The 21,140-nt window shown below is 53.1% G+C and carries 13 protein-coding genes and 1 pseudogene; 6 read left to right on the forward strand and 8 right to left on the reverse strand.

The annotated features are described in order from the left end of the window. Positions 1 to 171: 171 nt before the first annotated feature. The 4 genes from HCR03_RS18960 to HCR03_RS18975 all read right to left on the reverse strand — a co-directional run bounded on the left by HCR03_RS18960 (position 172) and on the right by HCR03_RS18975 (position 4,125). Positions 172 to 867: a FadR/GntR family transcriptional regulator gene (locus HCR03_RS18960; protein ID WP_066643677.1), complete on the reverse strand. Its 696-nt coding sequence runs from the start codon at positions 865 to 867 to the stop codon at positions 172 to 174. Between the two features lie 252 nt (positions 868 to 1,119). Next, positions 1,120 to 2,262 (reverse strand): acyl-CoA dehydrogenase, encoded by a 1,143-nt coding sequence (locus HCR03_RS18965; RefSeq protein WP_066643675.1) that lies wholly within the window; start codon positions 2,260 to 2,262, stop codon positions 1,120 to 1,122. 35 nt (positions 2,263 to 2,297) lie between these two features. Further along, a complete protein-coding gene (locus HCR03_RS18970; RefSeq protein WP_187035899.1) occupies positions 2,298 to 3,302 on the reverse strand; it encodes an electron transfer flavoprotein subunit alpha/FixB family protein in 1,005 nt (334 codons plus the stop codon). A 16-nt stretch (positions 3,303 to 3,318) separates the two neighbouring features. Next, positions 3,319 to 4,125 (reverse strand): electron transfer flavoprotein subunit beta/FixA family protein, encoded by an 807-nt coding sequence (locus tag HCR03_RS18975; protein ID WP_066643666.1) that lies wholly within the window; start codon positions 4,123 to 4,125, stop codon positions 3,319 to 3,321. A 352-nt stretch (positions 4,126 to 4,477) separates the two neighbouring features. On the opposite strand from HCR03_RS18975, the gene HCR03_RS18980 reads away from it, so the two are divergent. Continuing rightward, positions 4,478 to 5,710: an IS110 family RNA-guided transposase gene (locus HCR03_RS18980; RefSeq protein ID WP_187034258.1), complete on the forward strand. Its 1,233-nt coding sequence runs from the start codon at positions 4,478 to 4,480 to the stop codon at positions 5,708 to 5,710. A gap of 161 nt (positions 5,711 to 5,871) precedes the next feature. Here the strand turns inward: HCR03_RS18980 and HCR03_RS18985 are convergent, their stop codons facing one another. Continuing rightward, positions 5,872 to 7,293: an FAD-binding oxidoreductase gene (locus HCR03_RS18985; RefSeq protein WP_066643664.1), complete on the reverse strand. Its 1,422-nt coding sequence runs from the start codon at positions 7,291 to 7,293 to the stop codon at positions 5,872 to 5,874. 55 nt (positions 7,294 to 7,348) lie between these two features. Then, positions 7,349 to 8,624 (reverse strand): annotated as a pseudogene (larA, locus tag HCR03_RS20770) (nickel-dependent lactate racemase). A 403-nt stretch (positions 8,625 to 9,027) separates the two neighbouring features. Between larA and HCR03_RS18995 the strand changes: the two are divergent. From HCR03_RS18995 to HCR03_RS19010, 4 genes are all read left to right on the forward strand, one after another. Continuing rightward, positions 9,028 to 10,578, forward strand: a complete 1,551-nt coding sequence (locus tag HCR03_RS18995; protein WP_187035901.1) for an L-lactate permease — start codon at positions 9,028 to 9,030, stop codon at positions 10,576 to 10,578. Between the two features lie 303 nt (positions 10,579 to 10,881). Further along, entirely contained in the window at positions 10,882 to 11,496 is a 615-nt protein-coding gene (locus HCR03_RS19000; RefSeq protein WP_187035903.1) for a MarR family winged helix-turn-helix transcriptional regulator, read from the forward strand. 77 nt (positions 11,497 to 11,573) lie between these two features. Further along, positions 11,574 to 13,808 (forward strand): ABC transporter ATP-binding protein, encoded by a 2,235-nt coding sequence (locus HCR03_RS19005; protein ID WP_187035905.1) that lies wholly within the window; start codon positions 11,574 to 11,576, stop codon positions 13,806 to 13,808. Continuing rightward, on the forward strand, positions 13,805 to 15,679 hold the full coding sequence (locus tag HCR03_RS19010) for an ABC transporter ATP-binding protein (RefSeq protein WP_066643644.1): 1,875 nt from the start codon (positions 13,805 to 13,807) through the stop codon (positions 15,677 to 15,679). The genes HCR03_RS19005 and HCR03_RS19010 overlap by 4 nt, the downstream gene beginning before the upstream one ends. Before the next feature lie 97 nt (positions 15,680 to 15,776). On the opposite strand, the gene HCR03_RS19015 is transcribed toward HCR03_RS19010, so the two are convergent. Together HCR03_RS19015 and HCR03_RS19020 are read right to left on the reverse strand one after the other, a co-directional pair. Continuing rightward, complete coding sequence (locus tag HCR03_RS19015) at positions 15,777 to 17,549, reverse strand: sensor histidine kinase (protein ID WP_187035907.1); 1,773 nt, start codon at positions 17,547 to 17,549, stop codon at positions 15,777 to 15,779. Between the two features lie 11 nt (positions 17,550 to 17,560). After that, on the reverse strand, positions 17,561 to 19,081 hold the full coding sequence (locus HCR03_RS19020) for a response regulator transcription factor (protein WP_187035909.1): 1,521 nt from the start codon (positions 19,079 to 19,081) through the stop codon (positions 17,561 to 17,563). Positions 19,082 to 19,310: 229 nt separating this feature from the next. Between HCR03_RS19020 and HCR03_RS19025 the strand changes: the two genes are divergently transcribed. Further along, complete coding sequence (locus HCR03_RS19025) at positions 19,311 to 21,026, forward strand: extracellular solute-binding protein (protein WP_187035910.1); 1,716 nt, start codon at positions 19,311 to 19,313, stop codon at positions 21,024 to 21,026. The last annotated feature ends 114 nt before the right edge of the window (positions 21,027 to 21,140 follow it).

Genomic DNA, 21,140 nt, shown 5'->3' on the forward strand with positions numbered 1-21,140 from the left:
CACAGGCTTTTGATAAATAAGGATTGTAAGTACAATCCCGATCACATCCTGCAACGGGTCCGGCTCACCAGATAGCTTTTCACCACCGTCCGGGCGGGGTCGGCAAAGGGACTGCGAACTGGCCTTTGGGACGCGGCGTTTGGTCTGCATTTGAGTTTTTCAGTATATCCCCTATCGCTTGATCGATGCGTCCACGACCTCGAAATGATATTGAATCGCCTGAACCGCGCCATCCGCGTCGTTGCGGCTCAAGGCCTCCACCAACCTTTCATGCGCCGTGTATAATTGCTCGGCCTGCTCCTTGTCCTGCACAATGCTTCCATACATAATCCTGATGAAATCATTGATGGTTGACAGCATGGCCATAAAAAGCGCGTAAATCAGCTTGTTTCCGGCGGCTTCACAGAGGAGCGTATGAAACCTTTGATCAAGCAGGGAGCCTTTTTCTGCGTCCGGTTCTTCGCGCATTCTTCGAACCAGATCCGCTAGCTTTGCTGTCTGCCGGGGTAAAATGCGGCCTGCCGCCAGGCGTGCCGTCTCCGACTCCAAGCCTCTGCGAAGCTGACTCACCTGCAGGTAGTTGGTTTCACCCATCAGCAGCATAATTCCGAGCGTTTCACTCAGATTTTGCTGCAGGTCACAGGATATAAAATTCCCCCCACCGTGCACGCTCGAGATAAAGCCCATCAGGCTCAGCGTTCGCATCGCCTCGCGGACAGAATTTCGGCTTACCCCAAGCAGCTCCGCAAGATCCCGCTCTGACGGCAGACGTTCGCCCCGATTCAGATTTCCACGCCAGATTTCGTCCTTAACATAGTTAATTACCCGTTCATAGGCTTTTTCATTTTTTTCCGGTTTTATATCCATAGAAGCATCTCCTTGCAGCGGCATTGTAAATCCGTGATTTTTTCAAAACCGGTTTTGCGGGTCCCGCCCGAAAAATCGCTGGATCTTATTTCCATATAACTGCGTATTATAGAACTAATTGTAGCACTATATTGTAGCATTTCCTTATTTTTTTCTCAAGAGTGCTTCTATTTCCAATTAGGATCAGACAGGCCGCCGGCTGAATTCAGCCGGCGGCCTGTCTGATCCTGAATAAAAATGAAAAGAGCCGATTTATTTAACGCCCATCCATCCCGAAACAACCATCCGCTGCACCTCGCTGGTTCCTTCGTAGATTTCAGTGATCTTGGCGTCGCGCATCATGCGTTCAAACGGATATTCGCGGGTGTATCCATAACCGCCGACCAGCTGAAGGCAGCGGCGGGTCACATCGCTGGCGGTGTCGGCGGCAAACAGCTTTGCCATCGCGGCGAGATGGGAATATCGGTCCCCGTCCTGCTTGGCCTGAGCCGCGCGGTATGTCAGCAGGCGGGCCGCGTCGACATGCGTCTGCATATTGGCCATCTCAAACTGCGTGTTCTGGAACTGGCTGATGCGCTTTCCAAACTGTATCCGCTGGTTCAGATAAGGAATTGTCTGGTCAATACAACCCTGTGCGATGCCGACAGCCTGCGCGGCAATGCCGATGCGGCCGCCGTCCAGCGTCATCATCGCGATCTTAAAGCCTTTCCCGAGCTCGCCCAGCAGGTTTTCTTTTGGTAGTTTGCAGTCCTCAAAAATCAGCTCGCATGTAGCGGAGCCGCGGATCCCCATTTTCTTTTCATGGGAACCGATGCGAAAACCGGGCGTATCCTTCTCGACAAGAAATGCGGAAATACCCTTTGTGCCCAAGCTTTTATCCGTCATTGCAAAGACGACGTACACGGACGCATACCCGGCATTGGTGATGAAAATTTTGGACCCGTTGAGAAGCCAGCAATCGCCTTTGTCCTCGGCGACCGTGCGCTGCATGGCCGAATCGGTCCCGGCGCCGGGTTCGGTCAGGGCGAAAGCCCCCAGCTTTTCTCCGGAGCATAAATCCGGCAGGTACTTTTTCTTCTGCTCCTCCGTGCCGAAGGCAAAGATCGGCCAGGTGCACAGGGAGGAGTGCGCGGAAAACATGGTCCCGGTGGCCGCGCAGTGCTTTGAAATCTCCTCCACCGCCGCAATATAGGCCAGGTAGCTTATTCCGGCTCCGCCCACCTCTTCCGGGTAGGCCATGCCCATCATGCCCATTTCGGCCAGCTGATGCCAGGTTTCCTCGGGAAAACGCTCCTGATCGTCAATCTCCGCGGCCATCGGCGCGACTGCCTTGACGCAGAAATCATGCAGCATATCCAGAATATCCTGCTCTTCATCGGTAAATTTGAAATTCATGACGGAAGACTCCTTTTCTATAAGATCGGATCGCTTCAGGCTTTCACCTTTTTGATTTCATCTGTCAGCAAGGGTACAATTTCAAAGAGATTGCCCACAAAGCCGTAATCTGCAATACCGAAGATCGGGGCGTCAAAGTCCTTGTTGATCGCCACGATCACGTCGGACGAGCTCATGCCGGCCAAATGCTGGATCGCGCCCGAAATGCCGCAGGCGATGTACAGCTTAGGGCCGACGGTTTTGCCGGTCTGTCCCACCTGATGGGAATGGGAAATCCAGCCTTCGTCCACCGCCGCGCGGGATGCGCCGACGGTGCCTCCCAGCACATCCGCCAGCTCGCGGATCACCCGGAACCCCTCCGCTCCGCCGACTCCGCGGCCGCCGGATACGATAATGTCGGCGCCCTCCAGATCGACGATTTCGGCTGAAGCCTCACGGATGGTCTCCAGCAAAGTGGTACGGATTTGGTCCGCGGGCACATGGAAATCCTCACGGATAATCTCCGCCCTGTCCTCGCAAACGTCGGGTTTCTTAAAGACTCCCGGGCGCACCGTTCCGAGCTGCGGGCGGTGGTCCGGGCAGAGGATCACCGCCATCAGGTTGCCGCCGAACGCCGGGCGGGTCCAGGCGATGTTGCCGCTGGCCTCGTCAATGTCCAGCGCGGTGCAGTCCGCGGTAAGGCCGGTGCCAAGGCGGCAGGACAGGCGCGGGCCGAGGTCGCGGCCGTTCGGGGTCGCGCCGATCAGCATGCTTGTGGGAGCGTGTTTTTTGAGCAAATGTGCCAGTGCGGCGGTATAGGCGTCCGTCGTATACCGCCGGAATTCCTCGCCGTCGACCACGATTATCTGATCCGCTCCGTGCACGCCCGCTTCCTTCACGGCTGCGTCCGTGTGGCAGCCAATCACAACGGATACCAGCTTGCCGCCCTGTTTGTCGGCCAAACGGCGGCCGGGGTTCAGCAGTTCAATCCCGACGTTTTTGGCGGTGCCGTCCTCGTTCGTCTCCAGCAATACCCACAGGTCCTTGGTTTTGGTTCCCATTTCCGATGCCTCTCTTTCAAATCACGTGCGCCTTGCTCAGAAGATCAAACAGCTTGTGAGCGGACGCTTCGACGGTTTCCTCTTTGACCACAACGCCGGCTTCTTTGCGCGGCGGCACATACGTGCGCTTCACCTTTGTGGGCGAGCCCTTCAGCCCGGCGTGCGCCGGGTCGATGCTCGTGAGCTCCGCCGCGGTAAGCTGCGCGATTTTCGCCTTGCGCGCCGCGATCTTGCGCTTGATGGTGGGGAAACGCGGATCAAAAGAAGGCTTTGTGAATGTAATAAGACAAGGCGTCTTCACGCCGATGACTTCCTTGCCGTCCTCCGCCTCGCGGTACACATGAAGGCCGTCGGCTTCCGACTTCACTTCCAGGGCGCAGGTTACCTGGGGATACCCCAGATGCTCCGCCAGTTCCGGGCCGACCTGAGCGGTGTCTCCGTCGATTGCCTGCTTGCCGCAGAAGACCGCGTCGAATTTTTCATTTTCGAGTTCTTCCACTTTTTCAATTGCCTTGCTGAGAATATAGCTTGTCGCCAGCGTGTCGGAACCGCCGAACGCGCGGTCCGTCACCAGGTACGCCTTGTCGGCCGCAATGGCCAGGCATTCGCACAGCGCGGTCTCCGCCTGCTGCGGGCCCATGGAAAGAACCACGATTTTTGTGTCGGGCGCGTTGTCTTTGATGCGGGCGGCTGCTTCCAGCGCGTAGCCGTCGAACGGATTGACAATACTCGGGACACCGTCCCGGATCAGTGTGTTGGTGTCCGGATCGATCTTAATTTCATTTGTGTCCGGCACCTGCTTGACACATACCAGAATATTCATTTTATTCCTCCTCGTATAATAAGTTTTGTAGGGCGAAAACGCCCCAAAAATAGAATACCGGCAGGCTTTGAGATGCCCGTGATATAATGCTGTCAAGTCGGCAGGGACAAGCTCTAATTCCTCCTGTTGGGCCGTAAGGCTGCTTCACAGATAGTCTGTTCCCCTGAGCCGGAAGTTAGCTGCAAACTCATTAGCTGTTTGCCGGAAGCAAGGCCGCCCTTTTAGCAGTGAGGGATATCGCATTGGCCTTTTCCGGAATGATTCTAATACGCGAGGTTGCTGATGCTCCGGTTATCATGGGTATCTTAAAACCTGCCGACTTGAAAATCCCACTGTGGGGGAGGTGATATTTTTGAATCCACTTTACGTTGGCATTGATGTGAGCAGCAAAAATAACGTCGCTTACCTCATGAAGCCGGATGGAGCCAAACACAGCAGCTTTTCCGTGCAGAACAACCGTGGTGGTGCTAAACTGATGTCTGAGAGAATTGTGTCCGCACTTACCGCGATGCAGCTCAGCGACGTGATGATTGGCCTTGAGGCCACCTCCATCTATGGGGACTGCCTCGTTTATGCGCTCCGGGAAGATGGCAGATTGGGACGGTTTCAACGGAAGATCCATGTTCTCAATCCCAAGCAGGTCAGAAAGTTCAAGGAAGCCTATTCCGATCTGCCCAAGAACGATTTCGTGGATGCCTTCGTGATTGCCGACCATCTCAGATTCGGCAGAATTGCCTCAGAGGTTTACATGGACGATTATCGCTACAAGGCCCTTCAAACACTAACCAGAGCACGCTTTTTCTCTGTCCAGAACCTAACGCGGGAAAAGCAGCGTTTTGCGAATTACCTGTTTCTCAAGTGCTCTGGGTTGGCTCAGGAAAAAGTCCTTTCCCAAAATACCAGCGCCACCACCATTGCCCTGATGGAACGATTTGAGACAGTGGATGCACTGGCTTACGCCGACATAAAAGAGTTGACCGACTTCATCGTGAAATCTGGACGAGGGAGGTTTGCCAATCCAGAAGCTACCGCGAAGGCGGTGCAAACCGCCGCCAAAGGCTCCTACCGGCTTCCCAAAACCGTGAACGATTCTGTCAACCAGGCCATGTCGGTCTCGATCGCTGCCATGCGGGCATTGGAAAGCCAGATCAAGACGCTGGACAAGGCTATCGAGCAGCAGTTCGAGATCATCCCCAATACGCTGACCTCTGTCCCCGGTATTGGTAAGGTGTATTCAGCGGGTATTATTGCTGAGATCGGTGACATTCACCGCTTTCAGTCTCAGGCCTCTCTGGCTAAGTTTGCTGGCCTCGTTTGGTCTCAGCACCAGTCCGGAGACTATGAGGCTGAGAATACCCATCTAATCAAGTCCGGAAACCGATTCCTTCGGTACTATCTGCTGGAAGCTGCCAACTCTATGAGAAGATGCGACTCGGAGTTCCGGCGCTACTATGACCTCAAGTTCAAAGAGGTCAACAAGTTCCAGCATAAACGCGCACTCGCTTTAACTGCCAGAAAACTGGTTCGGTTGGTCTTTCGGCTGCTGAAAGACAACCGCCTGTACATTCCACCGGAAGAGTATTAAACTCTGATGGTATTGTTACCCTGTTTTTTAAATTGCAAGGGCAGGGCTTGAAAAGGTTTGCCTTTTTTATCCAGCCAGTACGTTTATGGTGGCTTTTTTATCCGTTCCATTTGCACTTACCCTCTTGACTTCATACCATTAGACTATCAAAGTCCCTTGTCTCACAGTTTCATGCAGACCTTGCCGGGGTTCAGAATCAGCTTTGGATCAAAGACCTTTTTAATTCCAAGCATCAGGCCCATGTTGACCGAACCCGCCGCCTCCTCCAGATAATGCACCTTGCCGAGGCCGATCCCGTGTTCGCCGGAAATCTGGCCGCCGAATTCCATGGTTTTCCGATATATGGAATCAAGGAACTCTCTGACCTGCTTTTTAAACTCCTCCCGATCCATATCGGTGGAACATTCGTAGATATGTAAATTGCCGTCGCCGGCATGCCCGAAGTACTTTACCTCAAAATCGTAATTCTTTTTCGCCTCATCGACAAACTCAACATAAGGAGCAATTTTATTTACCGGAACCACGACGTCGCACTCGTCGAGCAATTTTGTCTGCTCCTCAATGCCTTCAAGGAAAGACGAGCGGGCCGCCCAGATGTCTTTCAGCTTCGGCGGAGTGTCGGCCACCAGAACATCCAGCGCGCCTTCTTCCAACAGCATCTCGGAGGCGCTCTCCACAATCGGATCCAGCTCCTCCATGGAATTTCCGTCGAAAGTGATCAGCAGATAGGCGCCGATGTCCGTGCCTTCTATTTTGCGCGGAAAAACCTGCTTGCCAAGATACTGCTCGGAGGATACCAGAATTTCCTTCTCAAAGAATTCCAGCGCCTGGGGCTGATAGTGCTTCATAAAAAACTTCGGCACAACGGAGATGCAGGCGGCCAGATCCTCAAAGGGAGCCATCAGGCTCACCGTAGCCTGCGGAGCGGGGATCAGCTTCAGCGTCAGCTCCGTGATGATTCCCAGCGTGCCCTCGGAACCGATCATCAGGTTAACCAGGCTGTAACCGGAGCTCGTCTTGGAAACCGTGCCGCCGAAGCGGGTGATTTCGCCGTTCGGCAGCACAACGGTCATGGCGCGGACATAGTCTCGGGTGCAGCCGTACTTCACCGCGCGCATCCCGCCGGCATTTGTGGCCACGTTGCCGCCCAGCGTCGCCATCTTTTCGCCCGGGTCCGGCGGATACATACAGCCGTGCTTCAGCGCGTCCTCGGCAAGCTGCTGCAGTAAAACGCCGGGCTGAACGGTGACCGCGAAGTTTTCCAGATCGTAAGATAAAATCCTGTTCATGCGCATGGTGCAGATCACAACGCCGCCGCAAATCGGGGTGCACCCGCCCACCAGGCCGGTGCCCGCGCCGCGGGTTGTGACGGGGATATCGTGCTCATAGCAGATTTTCATGATCGCGGAGACTTCCTCGGTACTTTGCGCGTCGATGGAAACATCCGGCATCCGGACCCCGTAAATCGGCATTTCGTCCTTGGAGTAATCGGGGTTGACGTCCGCGCCGGTCACGACACGGCCCGGAGCGGCCTTTTCCAGTTCGGCAATAATCTCCGGAGTTACCTTAAGATAATTTGGCATGGTTAATCCTCCCTCTAAAAATAGATTGATGTCTGCTGATAAGAGTAACTCAGCTTTATTCCTTCACCATGACGGAAATACCGTTTGGAATTACAACCAGATGGGCGTTGGCGCCTTTCAGCCGCCTGGCTTCCTGAAGCGCGGTATCCACATCCGGCGCCCAGGCCATCTTCATTTCTTCGATGGTTTTCCTCTGTTCCGGGTTTGTGACGTAGATGACGTGATGTTTGCAAAGCACACGGCACAAAATCTGAAATTCCCACTGGTCCGGCTTTGTCCGGTCCTGCGGGGTCGCGAGGATCTGTTCCATGAGTTTTTGCGGGGAAACGCAGTCTTTCAGCGCGTGATAAAAGCTTTCGCCCCCGTGGCCGTCGCCGCAGGCGCTGACCATAATCAGCACGGCACCCGGAGCAGCCGCGGCTTCCGCCGCGGTCAGCCCCTTCACGCTTTGGTAGATGTTCTGGTCCAAAGGATAGCCGCCGTTGCTGGAAATTACAATGTCGCCTCGCCGCTCCGGCTTTACCTGGCAGTATTTCAGCAGCAGCTCGCAGCCCCGGCGGTGCGCCGTAATAAAGTTCCCGGCAAAGGCTGCCGCAACGCGCTTGTTTTCGTCAATGATTACGTTCACGATGTAGGCCAGATTGGCCATTTTTGCCGCGGCGAGCATATCCTTGTGCAGCGGGGTTGCCGTCCAAAACACCGGTGCGCGCATAAGGGGATGCGATAAACTTTGAGCAATGGTTTCCAAGCACAGTCACCTGGTCGCAGACTCCGGGAAGCACGCTCTTCCGTCCGCCGGAGAAGCCCGCGAAAAAATGCGGCTCGATAAATCCCTCCGCAACAAGCAAATCGGTCTCAACCGCCGCTTTGTCGACCACGCAAGCCGCACCGGAGGGCAGCACGCCGATCCGCACATTGGCGGAAGAATCCCGGCTGTCGTGGATTACGATCTTTTCCCTTTCGACAATTTCCGGGCCCAACTTTGCCACCAGCTCTTCCTTGCTGCTCGGGCGGTGGTAACCGGTCGCTACCAGCAGAGTCACGTCGATCTCCGGATTGCCCTCGCGCAGTTCTTTCAGCATCGCGGGGACAATGTGCTTGCTCGGAACCGGGCGCGTGTGGTCGCTGAGGATGACGGTGCAGGTTTTTTTGCCTGCCGCGAGTTCCCGAAGGCAGGGCGAGTCAATCGGATGATCCATTGCGGCACGCACAAGACCGTCCTCCGTATCGGCCGCTTTCAGTTCCGCTACACTGGATTCCAGAATTTCCGCATGGCTCAGATCTTCGTTCAGCCGCATTCCGGACTTTCCATAAGGAATGATTCTTGACATCGGGCACCTCCAATTTTTTTTGCTTGCTTTCCGAACAAATTTACAATAGAGCAAATTCAGAAGCAGGGGAAATAAAATAAATTGGTCGTTCCAGTCGTTTCGCTTACCATCCTACCACTTTTCCACATAAATACAATCCCCCAAAGTGCAGTTCTATTTTTCCAACAAATAAGGCAGTACATTTTAGTCATATATTACAAAATGATTTAATATAACTAAATATATCTAGACTTTATGCTTAGGCCGATCTATAATATGCATAAAATAAGCGCTCTTCCCCAAAGATTTTTTCGAGCTACACATCTGAGATCGTTCGGCTCATTTGCATTGGATTGGTAGAACCAAAATACGCAAATTGTGGCTTTGGAGCCACTGAAATAAAAAGGGGAGGTCCTGATTTATCATGCTTCAATCCTTTCTTGCTCTGGTACCGATCGTCTGGCTGATCTTTGCTCTTACATACCTGAAAATGCCCGGTCACAAAGCGTGCATCAGTGCATTGGCTGTCGCCGCCGTTCTGGCGCTTTCGCTTTGGCACATGCCGGCGGCGGATTGCGCCACGTCCGCTCTGGAAGGCTTCGCCACCGCGCTCTGGCCGATTATTCTGGTCATTATCGCGGCCATCTTTACCTATAACCTTTCCCTCAAAACCGGCGCAATGAACATCATTAAGCAAATGCTCACCGGCGTTTCCTCCGATAAGCGCATCCTGATCCTGCTTGTCGGGTGGTGTTTCGGCGGATTTCTGGAAGGGATGGCCGGCTTCGGCACGGCGATTGCCATACCTGCCGGAATGCTGGCCGGTATGGGAATGGATCCGATTATAGCCTGCGTGGTATGCATGATTGCCAACGCTTTTCCAACCGCATTCGGTTCGGTCGGTATTCCCACCGTGACCCTTCAGGCTGTGACCGGCCTGAATATGCTGCCGCTGGCCTTCACGACGGTGTTCCAAATGGTGCCGTTTATGATTCTGGTGCCGTTCCTGATGGTGATTGCGGGCGGGGGCGGCGTTAAAGCGCTCAAAGGAGTTGTTGGCATCACGCTGATGTCCGGCCTTTCCTTTGTCCTTCCGGAACTGATTGTTTCAAGGTTTCTCGGGCCGGAACTGACCGTCATTGTCGGCTGTGTCGTTTCGCTGTTCTGTACTTTTTTGATGGCCAGAGCGCGGAAAAACAAGCCGGTTCCCGCCGAGTACGACATGAGTGCGGGTATTTCAGAAGAATCGTCTCAGCAGGAGGGACGCCCGATGTCGCTCGCGGTGGCCAGCCTGCCGTTTATTCTGATCTTTGTCTTTCTCCTTTTGACTTCAAAGCTGGTTCCGCCGGTTAACAGTTTCCTTTCTGTTTTCAAGTCTACCATAAGGATTAATACGGCTCCCAACGCCGGTTCGATCTCCTTCAGCTGGATCAATACCCCCGGCATCATCATCTTTCTCGCCGCCATCATCGGCAGCCTTGTGCAGAAGGCCGGCGGCAAGATGATGTGGCAGGCGTTGACCGGCACCGTAAAGCAAATGTCCAAAACGATTGTCACCATCATGTCCGTACTTGCCGTTGCGAAGATTATGACATACTCCGGCATGATTTCCGATATGGCTCATCTTTTTGTCACTCTGACCGGCCGAAACTATCCGTTCGTGGCGCCGATCATCGCCGCGGTCGGCGCGTTTGTCACCGGAAGCGGAACCAATACGGAGGTCCTGCTTGGCACCTTGCAGACGGCCGCCGCTCAGCAAATCAATGTATCGCGCTATTGGCTGGCGGCGGCAAACTCACTGGGCGCCGGGATCGGCAAAATTATGTCGCCCCAGTGTATCGCAACAGCGGTTGCCGCGGTCGGGCTTGTCGGACAGGACAGCAAAGTGCTGCGTGCGGTTTTGAAATGGGCGTTGATTCTGCTTGTGCTTGCCTGCGCCGTAATCGGTTTTGGCGTTTCCCTGACACCCGCCTGAATTTATTCCGGTTATCATTTCCGGCTGTGGTTTGCCGGTCCGCGATACGATTTTCTCACCTTTATGAAGAACAAACCTCTTAAACGAGATATTGTCTCGATGCAAACGATATGACAGGACCGGGAAACTGTGCGTTCGCGCCAGTTTCCCGGTCCTGTTTTTGTTTTATTGTTCGCGAAGTGCGTGCAAAATATTACCGGTACCTGTAAAAAAGTCTTGACATGTTCTACAGGTACCGGTATAATATCTTCGTACGGTACCTGTAGAACAGGCGCCTGCAGAAAACGCAAGGAGGAATTCTCGATGAACGAGACGAATTCAGAATTATATGAAAAACTGGGAAGACTGATGAGATTGCTGCACAAGCACCATCTGCGCGCATATGCGGAAAGAGGCCCCATGGCCGACCCCACGCGTGGGCAGGGCAGGCTGATCGCGATTTTGAAAATGCAGGACGGCATCTCTACCAAGGATTTGTCGTATCTGCTGGGTATCCGCATTTCTTCTCTCAATGAATTGTTGTCCAAGATGGAAAAGGCCGGCTACATTAAGCGCGAGCCATCCGAAACCGATAAGCGTGTGATGCTTGTCAAACTGACTGAAAAGGGAAAAAACGAACAGCAGCAGGAATGGAATCCCGACGCAATTTTCAATTGCCTTTCGGAAGAGGAGCAGGAGGCATTCGGAGCTTATCTGGATCGGGTCATCCATTCGATCGAAGCCAATCTGGGAGAAGAAATGGATGAAGACGAGCGCGAGTGGTGGATGCGCGAAGCACGGGAACGCATGGGGGATGAAAGGTTTGAACGATTTGCCGCCATGCGGCAAGCCGGCTTCATGATGCGGGGTTTTGATCCGCACGGCGGCTTTGACGACTTCCACGGAGGTCGGGACGGCCGCTTCAAGAGGCGCAAATAAGGGGTATTTATGAAAAATCAAATTTTCCCAACACTCGCCGCCTTCGTCGGAACATCTAAAAAGAGGAGGATTCCTCCGTGCTGAAACTCGTTAAATATTTGAAGCCCTATGCCGCCCTGATTCTCATTGCAGTCATGCTGCTCGGCATTCAGGTGGTCTGTGATCTTTCCCTGCCGAATTACATGTCCGATATCGTCAATCAGGGAATCCAGCAGGGCGGAATCGTCAACGCAGTCCCGCAGGCAATCCGTCAGAGTGAAATGAACAAGCTCACTCTGTTTATGAACGCAAACGAGAAAAAAGAAGTGCTCGCCGATTACACGTTGCTTGACCGCTCAGCACTTTCTACCGATGCATACGGCAGGGCCGTTAGTCAATACCCCGCTCTTGCCAAAGAGGCCGTCTATCAGCTGAATTCCATTGATAACGCCGAAAATAACAGGCTCAATTCCGTTCTGGGCAAGGCTTTCGTGGCGGTATCGCTCGTCGACAAGCTCGCGGCGCAGGCTGAAAGCGGGCCGATGAGCCTGGGCGGAACGACAATCCCAAAAGGGACGGATCTGTACGGCCTGCTCCAAAAGCTGCCCGCTTCGCAGCTTGAACCGATGCGGGCGCAGATCAATCAGAAAATAGGTGTCATGACAGATTCCGCGATCACCCAGTCTGCCGTTTTATCGGTAAAGACGGAATATCAGGCGATCGGCATGGACACGGACAAAATCCAAAGCGGAACCATCACCCGAACCGGCTTGTGGATGCTGCTGTTCGCCCTGCTTTCCGCAGCCTGCACCGTGCTGGTGGAGGTGATCGGCGCGAGGGTTTCGGCCGGCTTCTCGATGGATCTCCGCAGGCAGGTCTTTACCAAGGTCGAGAGCTTTTCCAGCCGGGAATTCGACCGGTTCTCCACCTCATCCCTGATTACCCGCACCACCAACGACGTCACGCAGATCCAGACGGTGGTTTTCATGGTCATCCGGATGATGATCTATGCGCCGCTGATCGGCGTGGGGGGCGCTGTCATGGCGCTGCAAAAGAGCACCTCCATGTCCTGGATGATCGCAGTCGCGGTGATTATTCTCGTCGGCATAATCCTCACGCTGTTTTCTTTCTGCCTGCCGAAGTTTGAACTCGTGCAGAAGCTCACCGACAAACTGAACCTTGTGACAAGGGAAAGTCTTTCGGGCATGCTGGTCATCCGCGCGTTCAATACGCAGAAGTTTGAGGAAAAGCGCTTCGACGGCGTCAATTCCGACATTACAAAAACCAATCTGTTTGTCAACCGGGCGATGGCAACTTTAATGCCCGCCCTTACCCTGATCATGAACGGAATGTCCCTGCTGATCGTCTGGGTGGGCGGGCACCAGATCGCCCAATCCGGTATGCAGGTCGGTGATATGATGGCGTTCATGCAGTACGCCATGCAGATTTTTTCGGCCTTCATCATGATCTCGGTGCTATTTATCATGCTCCCGAGAGCTTCCGTTTCGGCGCGGCGCATTGCCGAGGTGATCGACACCGACCTTTCCGTCAAAGACCCGGAGCGGCCGGAAGCGTTTTCTGAGTCTCAAAAAGGAACGGTCGAATTCAAAAATGTTCATTTCCGGTATCACGGAGCGGAACGGGATGCTTTGAGCAACATTAGTTTCACTGCCCTGCCCGGACAAACGACCGCGATCATCGGGTCCGCGGGTTCGGGCAAAACCACCCTGGTCAACCTGATTCCGCGTTTTTACGATGTGACGGAAGGAAAAGTCCTGGTGGACGGAATCGACGTGCGCAAAGTTTCGCAGCATGCGCTGCGCGAACGGATCGGGTATGTTCCGCAGAAGTCGTCCCTCTTTCAGGGAACGGTCGAAAGCAATCTGAAATACGCGGATGAACATGCATCGGAGGACACTCTTCAAAAAGCCGCCGAAATCTCGCAGTCCATGGAGTTCCTTGCATCGAAGCCAAAAGGCTTCGAAACGGAGATCGCGCAGGGCGGCAAAAATGTTTCGGGCGGCCAGAGGCAGCGGCTCTCGATTGCCCGCGCGCTTGTGAAAAAGCCGGAAATTCTGATCTTCGACGACAGCTTTTCCGCGCTCGACTTCAAGACGGACTCCCTGGTGCGCAAGGCGCTGAATTCCGAAACCGGAGACAGCACCGTGATCCTGATTGCCCAGCGAATTTCTTCGATTATGGGCGCAGACCAGATCCTTGTGCTGGAGGAAGGGCGGATTGCCGGGATAGGCCGGCACGACGAGCTGATGGAGACCTGTGAAACCTACCGGGAGATTGCGCTTTCCCAGCTCTCAAAGGAGGAACTCGCATGAGTGAACAAAAGAGTCGCAAAGAATCAAATCCGTCGCCTCCCCGCGGGCCGGGCGGTTTCGGCGGACACGGCATGATGATGCCCGGGGAGAAGGCGTCGGATTTTAAGGGGACGATTGGTCGGCTCATCAAATATCTTGGGTCCTATAAGCTCCCGATCCTTATCTGCTTCGCTTTTTCCGCCGCAAGCGCCGTCTTTTCCATTGTCGGGCCGAAGGTCCTGGGTCAGGCGACCACCAGGCTGTTTGAGGGCGCGATGGGGAAAATAGCGGGCAGCGGCGTGGGAATCGACTTTTCCGCCATCGCGCGGATTCTGCTCACGCTGGCGCTGCTTTACGTACTGAGCGCGCTCTTCGGATACATTCAAAGCTGGATTATGGCGGGGGTCTCCGTTAAAATTTCCTACCGGTTCCGCAAGGATATCTCGGAGAAGATCAACCGTCTGCCGCTCAGCTATTTTGACGGCGTCAGCCAGGGCGAGGTGCTCTCACGGGTCACAAACGATGTGGATACGGTCAACCAGACCCTGAATCAGAATATCTCACAGATTATCTCCTCCGTCACGACGCTTGTCGGCGTGCTGGTGATGATGCTGACCATCAGCTGGCTGATGACGCTTGTTACGCTTCTGATCATTCCGCTGTCATTGATCCTGGTGACGGCTGTGGCAAAATTTTCGCAGAAATACTTTGCTCAGCAGCAGAATTACCTTGGCCATGTCAACGGACACATTGAGGAGATGTACGGCGGGCATCTGGTGATGAAAGCCTTCAACGGGGAGGAGAAAAGCGTTGAAGAATTCGACAAACTGAACAGGGTGCTCTATGACTCGGCGTGGAAGTCCCAGTTTTTGTCCGGCCTGATGATGCCCGCTATGAGCTTTATCGGCAACCTCGGTTTCGTCGCAATGTGCATCCTCGGCGGCTGGCTGGCCATCAAAAAGGCTATTACGGTCGGAGATATTCAGGCGTTTGTCCAGTATGTCAAATCATTCACCCAGCCGCTGGCACAGGTGGCGGGTATTTCCAACACGATTCAGCAAACCGCCGCTGCGGCCGAAAGGGTCTTCGAATTTCTGGATGAAAAAGAGGAAAGTCCGGACGCCGGGCAGACAGACATTGCGCAGCCGCTGGCGGATCAGGTGGAATTTAAGAATGTGCGTTTCGGCTATTCCCCCGATAAAATCATCATCAAAGATTTTTCGGCGTCGGTGAAGCCGGGCCAGAAGGTCGCCATTGTCGGCCCGACGGGCGCCGGAAAAACCACCATTGTGAAATTGTTGATGCGGTTTTATGAGCTGAACGGCGGCTCTATCCGAATCGACGGGCGCGACAGCCGGGATTTCACCCGGGAAGAGCTGCGCTCAAAATTCGGAATGGTGCTGCAGGACACTTGGCTTTACAACGGCACCATTATGGATAATATTCGTTACGGGCGGCTCGACGCCACCGATGAGGAAGTGATGGAAGCGGCGAAGGCCGCGCACTGTGACAACTTCATCCGAGCGCTGCCGGACGGATACAATATGGTCCTTGACGAAGAAGCCTCCAACATTTCGCAAGGGCAGAAGCAGCTGCTGACCATCGCCCGGGCAATCCTCGCCGACCCGAAAATATTGATCCTCGACGAAGCGACCAGCTCGGTCGATACGCGCACCGAGGTGCTGATTCAAAAGGCCATGGACCGCCTGATGAAAGGCCGTACAAGCTTCGTCATTGCCCATCGTCTTTCCACCATCCGCGACGCGGATCTGATCCTTGTGATGAACGACGGAGACATTGTGGAGCAGGGCCGTCATGAGGAATTGCTTGAGCGGGGAGGCTTCTACGCGAACCTTTACAACTCCCAGTTTGAGCTGGCGCAGGCCGGATAACTGAAAAAGGCTGCCCAGAGCGCAAAAGGCCGGTTTCCGCTTCTGCGGAAACCGGCCTTTTGCTGCTGGCGGCTGCGCGTCCGGACTTGGTTCATTTTTACGGATCAGTTATCCTCTGATAATTCCCGAATTCCTGACGAAAGAAATCTACGTTAGGCAAGGCTGTCCGTGTCGGAATCCGCAGGATGACGGTGGTTCCTTCGTTCACGGTGCTTGTAAAAGACAGGCCGAATTCTTTCCCGAAGTAGAGCTGTATCCGGCGCTGGATGTTTTGCAGGCCGTAACCGCTGCTTTCGGTAGTCAGAATATTCTGAAGTTTGGCCGGCGAAATCCCGCAGCCGTTGTCTTCCACGACGAACCGTATTTTCCCGTCTTCCAGCTCCGCGGAGATTTTGAGCAGTCCCCGGCCGGGGACAACACGATGGTCTATCCCATGAACAATGGAATTTTCAACCAATGGCTGCAAAATCAGGTTAGGCATTTTATAACCGCTGACGGAAGGGTCGAATTTTTCCTCGAATTGGAAGGAATGGCTGTGCATCATTTCCTGAATTTTAATATAGGAAACCGTGTTTTCCCACTCGTCCTCTACGGATATTTCCGGATTGCCCCGGTTTAGCGTCGTACGGTAGAATGTGGAAAGCAGCTGCGCCATTTCACTGATTTCATCCTGACCTGACAAAATGGCCTTGCTGTTGATGAGGGAGAGGCTGTTATAAAAGAAATGGGGATTAATCTGCGCCTGGAGGGCCTTTATTTCATATTCCTGCTTTTCGGTTCTCGCTTTGTAAACCTCGTTAACCAGTTGCTGGAGTTTCTCTACCATCGTATGGAACTGCCTCGACAGCACGCCGATTTCATCCTGCCCGAATTCGCTTGGGGGCAGATCAATAAAAAGACCGTTCCGTTCGATGGACTGCATATTTCGCGTCAGGGATTCCAAAGGGCGGACAATCACAAAAGAAAGAAAATGGGTGAGCAGATGAAGCATGACGGTGCAGCCTATGACAACCAGCAGAACGGTCAGTAAAATCGGCCATGTATTGTTTCTGACCGTATTCAACGGGCGGATTAAGTATAAGCTCCACCCTTCCGAGGGCAGCTCCTGCCGGATTCCGATATAATTTTGCCGCAGAGAGTCTCCTTTTAAGCGGGCGGCGATTTGGCCGTCCGGGATCATCAGTTCTTTTCTGCCGAAATCCTGGTACGCGTAGAGAACCGTGTTGCCGTCCAGCAGAAACACTCCGAAATTATGGGTGAACAGCGTGTCCAGCTGTGAGTAAACCTTGTTGTAATCCAGCTTGATCGAAAGATAGTTTTTGCGTTTTTGATAGGCCGAAAAAATCGGACAGGAAAGATATGCCGCCTGATTCTCCCTGGAAATATAGAAAGTTGGTTTTGTCGCATGCACCGCAGTTGAGTACCACGGCATTTTTTTTGCTTCATTGATTGTCTGAACGGTATCTCCGTGCGGGTTTAAATTTGATGAAGTATAGAGCGTTTCGGAAAGGACATCCCCGTTCAGCAGCGGGACGGTTGCAAACAGCGGATCCACAATGTCGCGGTAAGTAAGATACATCTCAAAATTATTCGAATAGGTCCGGCTTACGGCTTGACCGATGTTGTCATTCCATGCGATATTGGAAATCATATTCCGGTATGTGTCAAGCCTGCTCTGCAAAACCAAGGCGGCTTGTTCCACCGTCTCCGACTCGGCCTGCTTTTCCCGGTTTATCAAAAGAGTCTGGATTTGCCCGTAACAGAATATGCCGAGAGCAAGAACGGGGAACAGACCTGCGCCGATGCACACCAAAGACACTTTTTGACGGAAATTGATGTTTCGGTACCATCTTAAAATTGTTTTCCGCATTGGCGCTGCTCCTAATGCGATGTCCGGAAGGATTCCGGAGTCTGACCGAAGGTTTCGCGGAAGCTTCTGCAGAAATAGGAGAAATTGGGATACCCCACGTCTTTGGAAATATCCTGAATTTTCTGGTTCGTATTTAACACGCGCTCTTTTGCCTGTTCCATGCGCACGGTTTTGATGTACTTGTTGATTCCGCAGCCGGTCTTTCGGATGAACAGGTCGCTCAGATAACGGGGCGAGAGGTATACCTGTCCGGCCAACCGGGTCAGGTTCAACTCCTCTCCGTAATGATTTTGGATATACTGCTTGACAATGCAGATCGCATGCTCGGCGGAATCCTGTCCGACGTCAAGGCTTTGCAGAACCCTGGCAAGCGTATCCGAAATGAGGACCCTGATCCCGTCATAATATGGGCATAGATATATTTTTTCAACCATCTCCTGCAGCTCATCTTTCCCGGCAGACAAAGCCTTCCATAGGATTTGCGCCAGCCTGGAGAAAATATAGCACACGCTGATATGGGACTGCTTTTTTTTGTACTGATATTTCGCCATAAGCAGATTTACGCTCTTTTGCAGACTGTATCCGTCCTTAAATTCTATGGCGTCCGCAGCGGCTTGGAGAAGGGCGTCGTCATCCTCAAGATTTTCCAGATCGTTTGGGCTTTCGTCCGAGATGGGGTAGATATAGCGGTTCATAAAAAAGAAACGTTCATCCAGCGCTTGTTCCGCCTGTGAGTACGCGGCCGCAATGGAATCGGTACCGGAAAACGGACTGCTGATGGAAAGGTAACAGCTTTTCGCAAAGACGGAGGAGAACCGCTTCTGCAGACACTGGGCTATGTAAGCGACAGGCCGGTGGAGAGTTTCTTCTTTTTGAAGGAAAATCACGCTTTGGTTTGGGTTCAGATTCAAAAAGTGAAAAGGCTGTCCCCCGAACACCTCGCCGGCTGTCTTTTCAAATTGATTCTGCGGGAACCAGCTGAAAACCGGGTCGTCAAACTGCAGCAGAAACAGCCTATCGTACTTCTCCAGAAAATCGAGGTCTTCTTTTCCGTATTTCCTGTAAAGCAGCTCGGCCCTGGTTCCGTACAGAAGGCCGGAAAGGATATAGTTTTGCAGGTAAACGGAGGCAAGGCGCTCCTGCCTGACGGTACGGGCCTGAGCGTCCAGCCTTTGAATTGTTTTGATCATTATTTTTTTCAGCTCTTCCGGATGAATGGGCTTGAGAATGTAGTCGACGGCGCCCAGCGAAAGCGCCTTTTTGACATAGGGAAAGTCGTTGTAGCCGCTGAAAAAAATGATTTGAAGATCGGGATACATTTCCCGCGCGCGGGACGCGAGGTCCGTCCCCGGCAGAAAGGGCATGCGAACATCCGTAAAGAGAATGTCCGCCTTCTTTTTCCGGAGCATTTCAAGAGCCTCGCGTCCGTTTTCCGCTTCATCTATCGACAACTGGAAATGAAATTTTTCGAGTAAAAAAGCTATTGTTTTTCGTTCATCCTTTTCGTCGTCCGTAATCAAAATCCGGTACATGAAAAAGACTCCTTTCGCTTAAAATTTATCACAAGTGTTACGGAATGTATAGCATATAGACAAAAAAACTGTTCAAAATCAGAAAAATCAGGAGAATAGTACAAAAAACCGGATTCTTTATCATTTACAGTACGAGCTCTGCGAGAATATACTAAAAGCGTTGTAACCGCCCCACCGCCGCAGGAAAGACGTGGGGAACTTACGAAATTTTTAGAGGAGGTTTTGGTTCATGAAAAGAATCCAGCATGCAAAACGCGCCGTTGCGCTTGTATTGTCGGCGGCTTTGCTGGTCGGCGCTTCCGCGTGCGCAAAGACCGATACGCAGAACCAGAGTGCCGCGCCGGCGGCTGTTTCCAAATCGACGGATCCGCTGGCGAAGTACTCCCAGACGGTTGTGATCAACACAGGGCGCCAGACGGCGACAAACCCGCGCTTTCCCAAGGGGGATACCTACGAAAACAATGCGTACACACGTTTTCTGAAGCAAAAGCTGAACATAACGATAAAAGACGCGTTTGAAGCGAACGGCGCGGACTACGACCGTCAGGTCTCGCTTGCCATGGCCGGAAACAGTCTGCCGGATATGATGCTGGTCGACAATCACAGCGACCTTAAGGAAATGGTAGACAACGATCAGATTATGGATCTTACCGACGTCTATAACCAATACGCCAGCGACAAGATTAAAGAATACTACAATTCCTACAAGGATGTTTATCAGGGGGGCGCTTTCGGAAAATGCACGTTTGACGGAAAGATCATGGCGATGCCGGATGTGGGCGGAGACGCGGGCTCCAACGTCGCGTGGATTCGCCAGGACTGGCTTGATCAGCTTGGCATCAAGGTTGACCCGGACGGCGACGGGTGCATTACTCCGGATGAACTGAAAAATGTAGCCAAACAGTTTCTTGCAAAGGACCCCGGCAAAACCGGGAAGCCCGTCGGCATCCCCGTGCAGCCGACTCCGACCGACGGCAGCAACGACGGCGGTTCCTTTACGCTGACCGGCATCGCGAATGCGTACGGCGCTTTTCCAAAGCACTGGGTGAAAGACGCGAACGGAAAAGTGGAATACGGTTCCGTTCAGAATGAGACGAAAGAATTCCTTGCCGCCATGGCGGGCTGGTTCAAGGAGGGAATCCTGGATCCGCAGACCGGCACGCGCACCTGGAACGACTGCCAGAGCCTTTTGGTAAACGGCCAGACCGGAATTGCGTTCGGCCAGTGGCACATGCCGGATTGGTGCTTCAACCTGGTCAAGGAAAAAGATCCGAACGCGGAGTTCCGGTGCTATGCCATTGCGGACAAAAACGGAAAAGTAAATTACATGCACGTGGCGCCGAGCGAAAAATACCTGGTCGTACGCAAAGGCTACCAGCACCCGGAAGCCGTCATCAGAGTCCTGAATCTGTTTTACGACGCATTAAACGGAAAAGACGCCTCGACCGTCATGCCCAATATCAACGAGGCGATGAAGATGGATAACGCCACCAAACCGGTGAATATGGAAATTCTGGACTCCGAACTGAATCTGAACAGCTATCAGCAGATTTCAGCAGCCGTAAAGGATCCCTCCAAGCTTAAGGACATCGATATGTCGGAGGACAAGATGATTGTCGGCGAGATCAACGAATACAACAAAGACCCTAAGTCCGCGTCGGTGGAAGACTGGTCACACTACACTTCCCGCTTGTTCGGCTTAGGTCTCTATTATAAGCTTACCGAAAAGAATTTGTTTGACTGGAGAATGCCCGGATTTACGGGTACGACCGATTCGATGGAATCCATGTGGACAAATCTGGATAAACAGGAGAACGAAGCAACCATAAAAATTATAACCGGCGCGGTTCCGCCGAGCTATTTTGATACGTTTGTAAAGAATTGGAAGTCGCAGGGCGGCGACCAGATTACAAGCGAAATCGAGTCCCAAAATGCCGGCAACTAGAAAAGAAATGGGGCTGTGTCGCCGAACACAGCCCCGCTTTATCAAGGAGGATTTCCATGGAAGTAACCCATAAAGCCGGGGCGCGAATCACTGCCTCCAATCGGCTGCGCTCTC

Origin of the sequence: Caproicibacter fermentans (assembly GCF_014303955.1) — a bacterium.
GTDB classification, from domain to species: Bacteria; Bacillota; Clostridia; order Oscillospirales; family Acutalibacteraceae; genus Caproicibacter; species Caproicibacter fermentans.

Excerpts from the sequence above, each read along its gene's own strand:
- HCR03_RS19000 (WP_187035903.1), top strand. The coding sequence starts at position 10,882 with ATGAACGAGACGAATTCAGAATTATATGAAAAACTGGGAAGACTGATG.
- HCR03_RS19025 (WP_187035910.1), top strand. The coding sequence starts at position 19,311 with ATGAAAAGAATCCAGCATGCAAAACGCGCCGTTGCGCTTGTATTGTCG.
- HCR03_RS19010 (WP_066643644.1), top strand. The coding sequence starts at position 13,805 with ATGAGTGAACAAAAGAGTCGCAAAGAATCAAATCCGTCGCCTCCCCGC.
- HCR03_RS18960 (WP_066643677.1), bottom strand. The coding sequence starts at position 867 with ATGGATATAAAACCGGAAAAAAATGAAAAAGCCTATGAACGGGTAATT.
- HCR03_RS18985 (WP_066643664.1), bottom strand. The coding sequence starts at position 7,293 with ATGCCAAATTATCTTAAGGTAACTCCGGAGATTATTGCCGAACTGGAA.
- HCR03_RS19015 (WP_187035907.1), bottom strand. The coding sequence starts at position 17,549 with ATGCGGAAAACAATTTTAAGATGGTACCGAAACATCAATTTCCGTCAA.
- HCR03_RS18995 (WP_187035901.1), top strand. The coding sequence starts at position 9,028 with ATGCTTCAATCCTTTCTTGCTCTGGTACCGATCGTCTGGCTGATCTTT.
- HCR03_RS18970 (WP_187035899.1), bottom strand. The coding sequence starts at position 3,302 with ATGGGAACCAAAACCAAGGACCTGTGGGTATTGCTGGAGACGAACGAG.
- HCR03_RS18965 (WP_066643675.1), bottom strand. The coding sequence starts at position 2,262 with ATGAATTTCAAATTTACCGATGAAGAGCAGGATATTCTGGATATGCTG.
- HCR03_RS19020 (WP_187035909.1), bottom strand. The coding sequence starts at position 19,081 with ATGTACCGGATTTTGATTACGGACGACGAAAAGGATGAACGAAAAACA.
- HCR03_RS18975 (WP_066643666.1), bottom strand. The coding sequence starts at position 4,125 with ATGAATATTCTGGTATGTGTCAAGCAGGTGCCGGACACAAATGAAATT.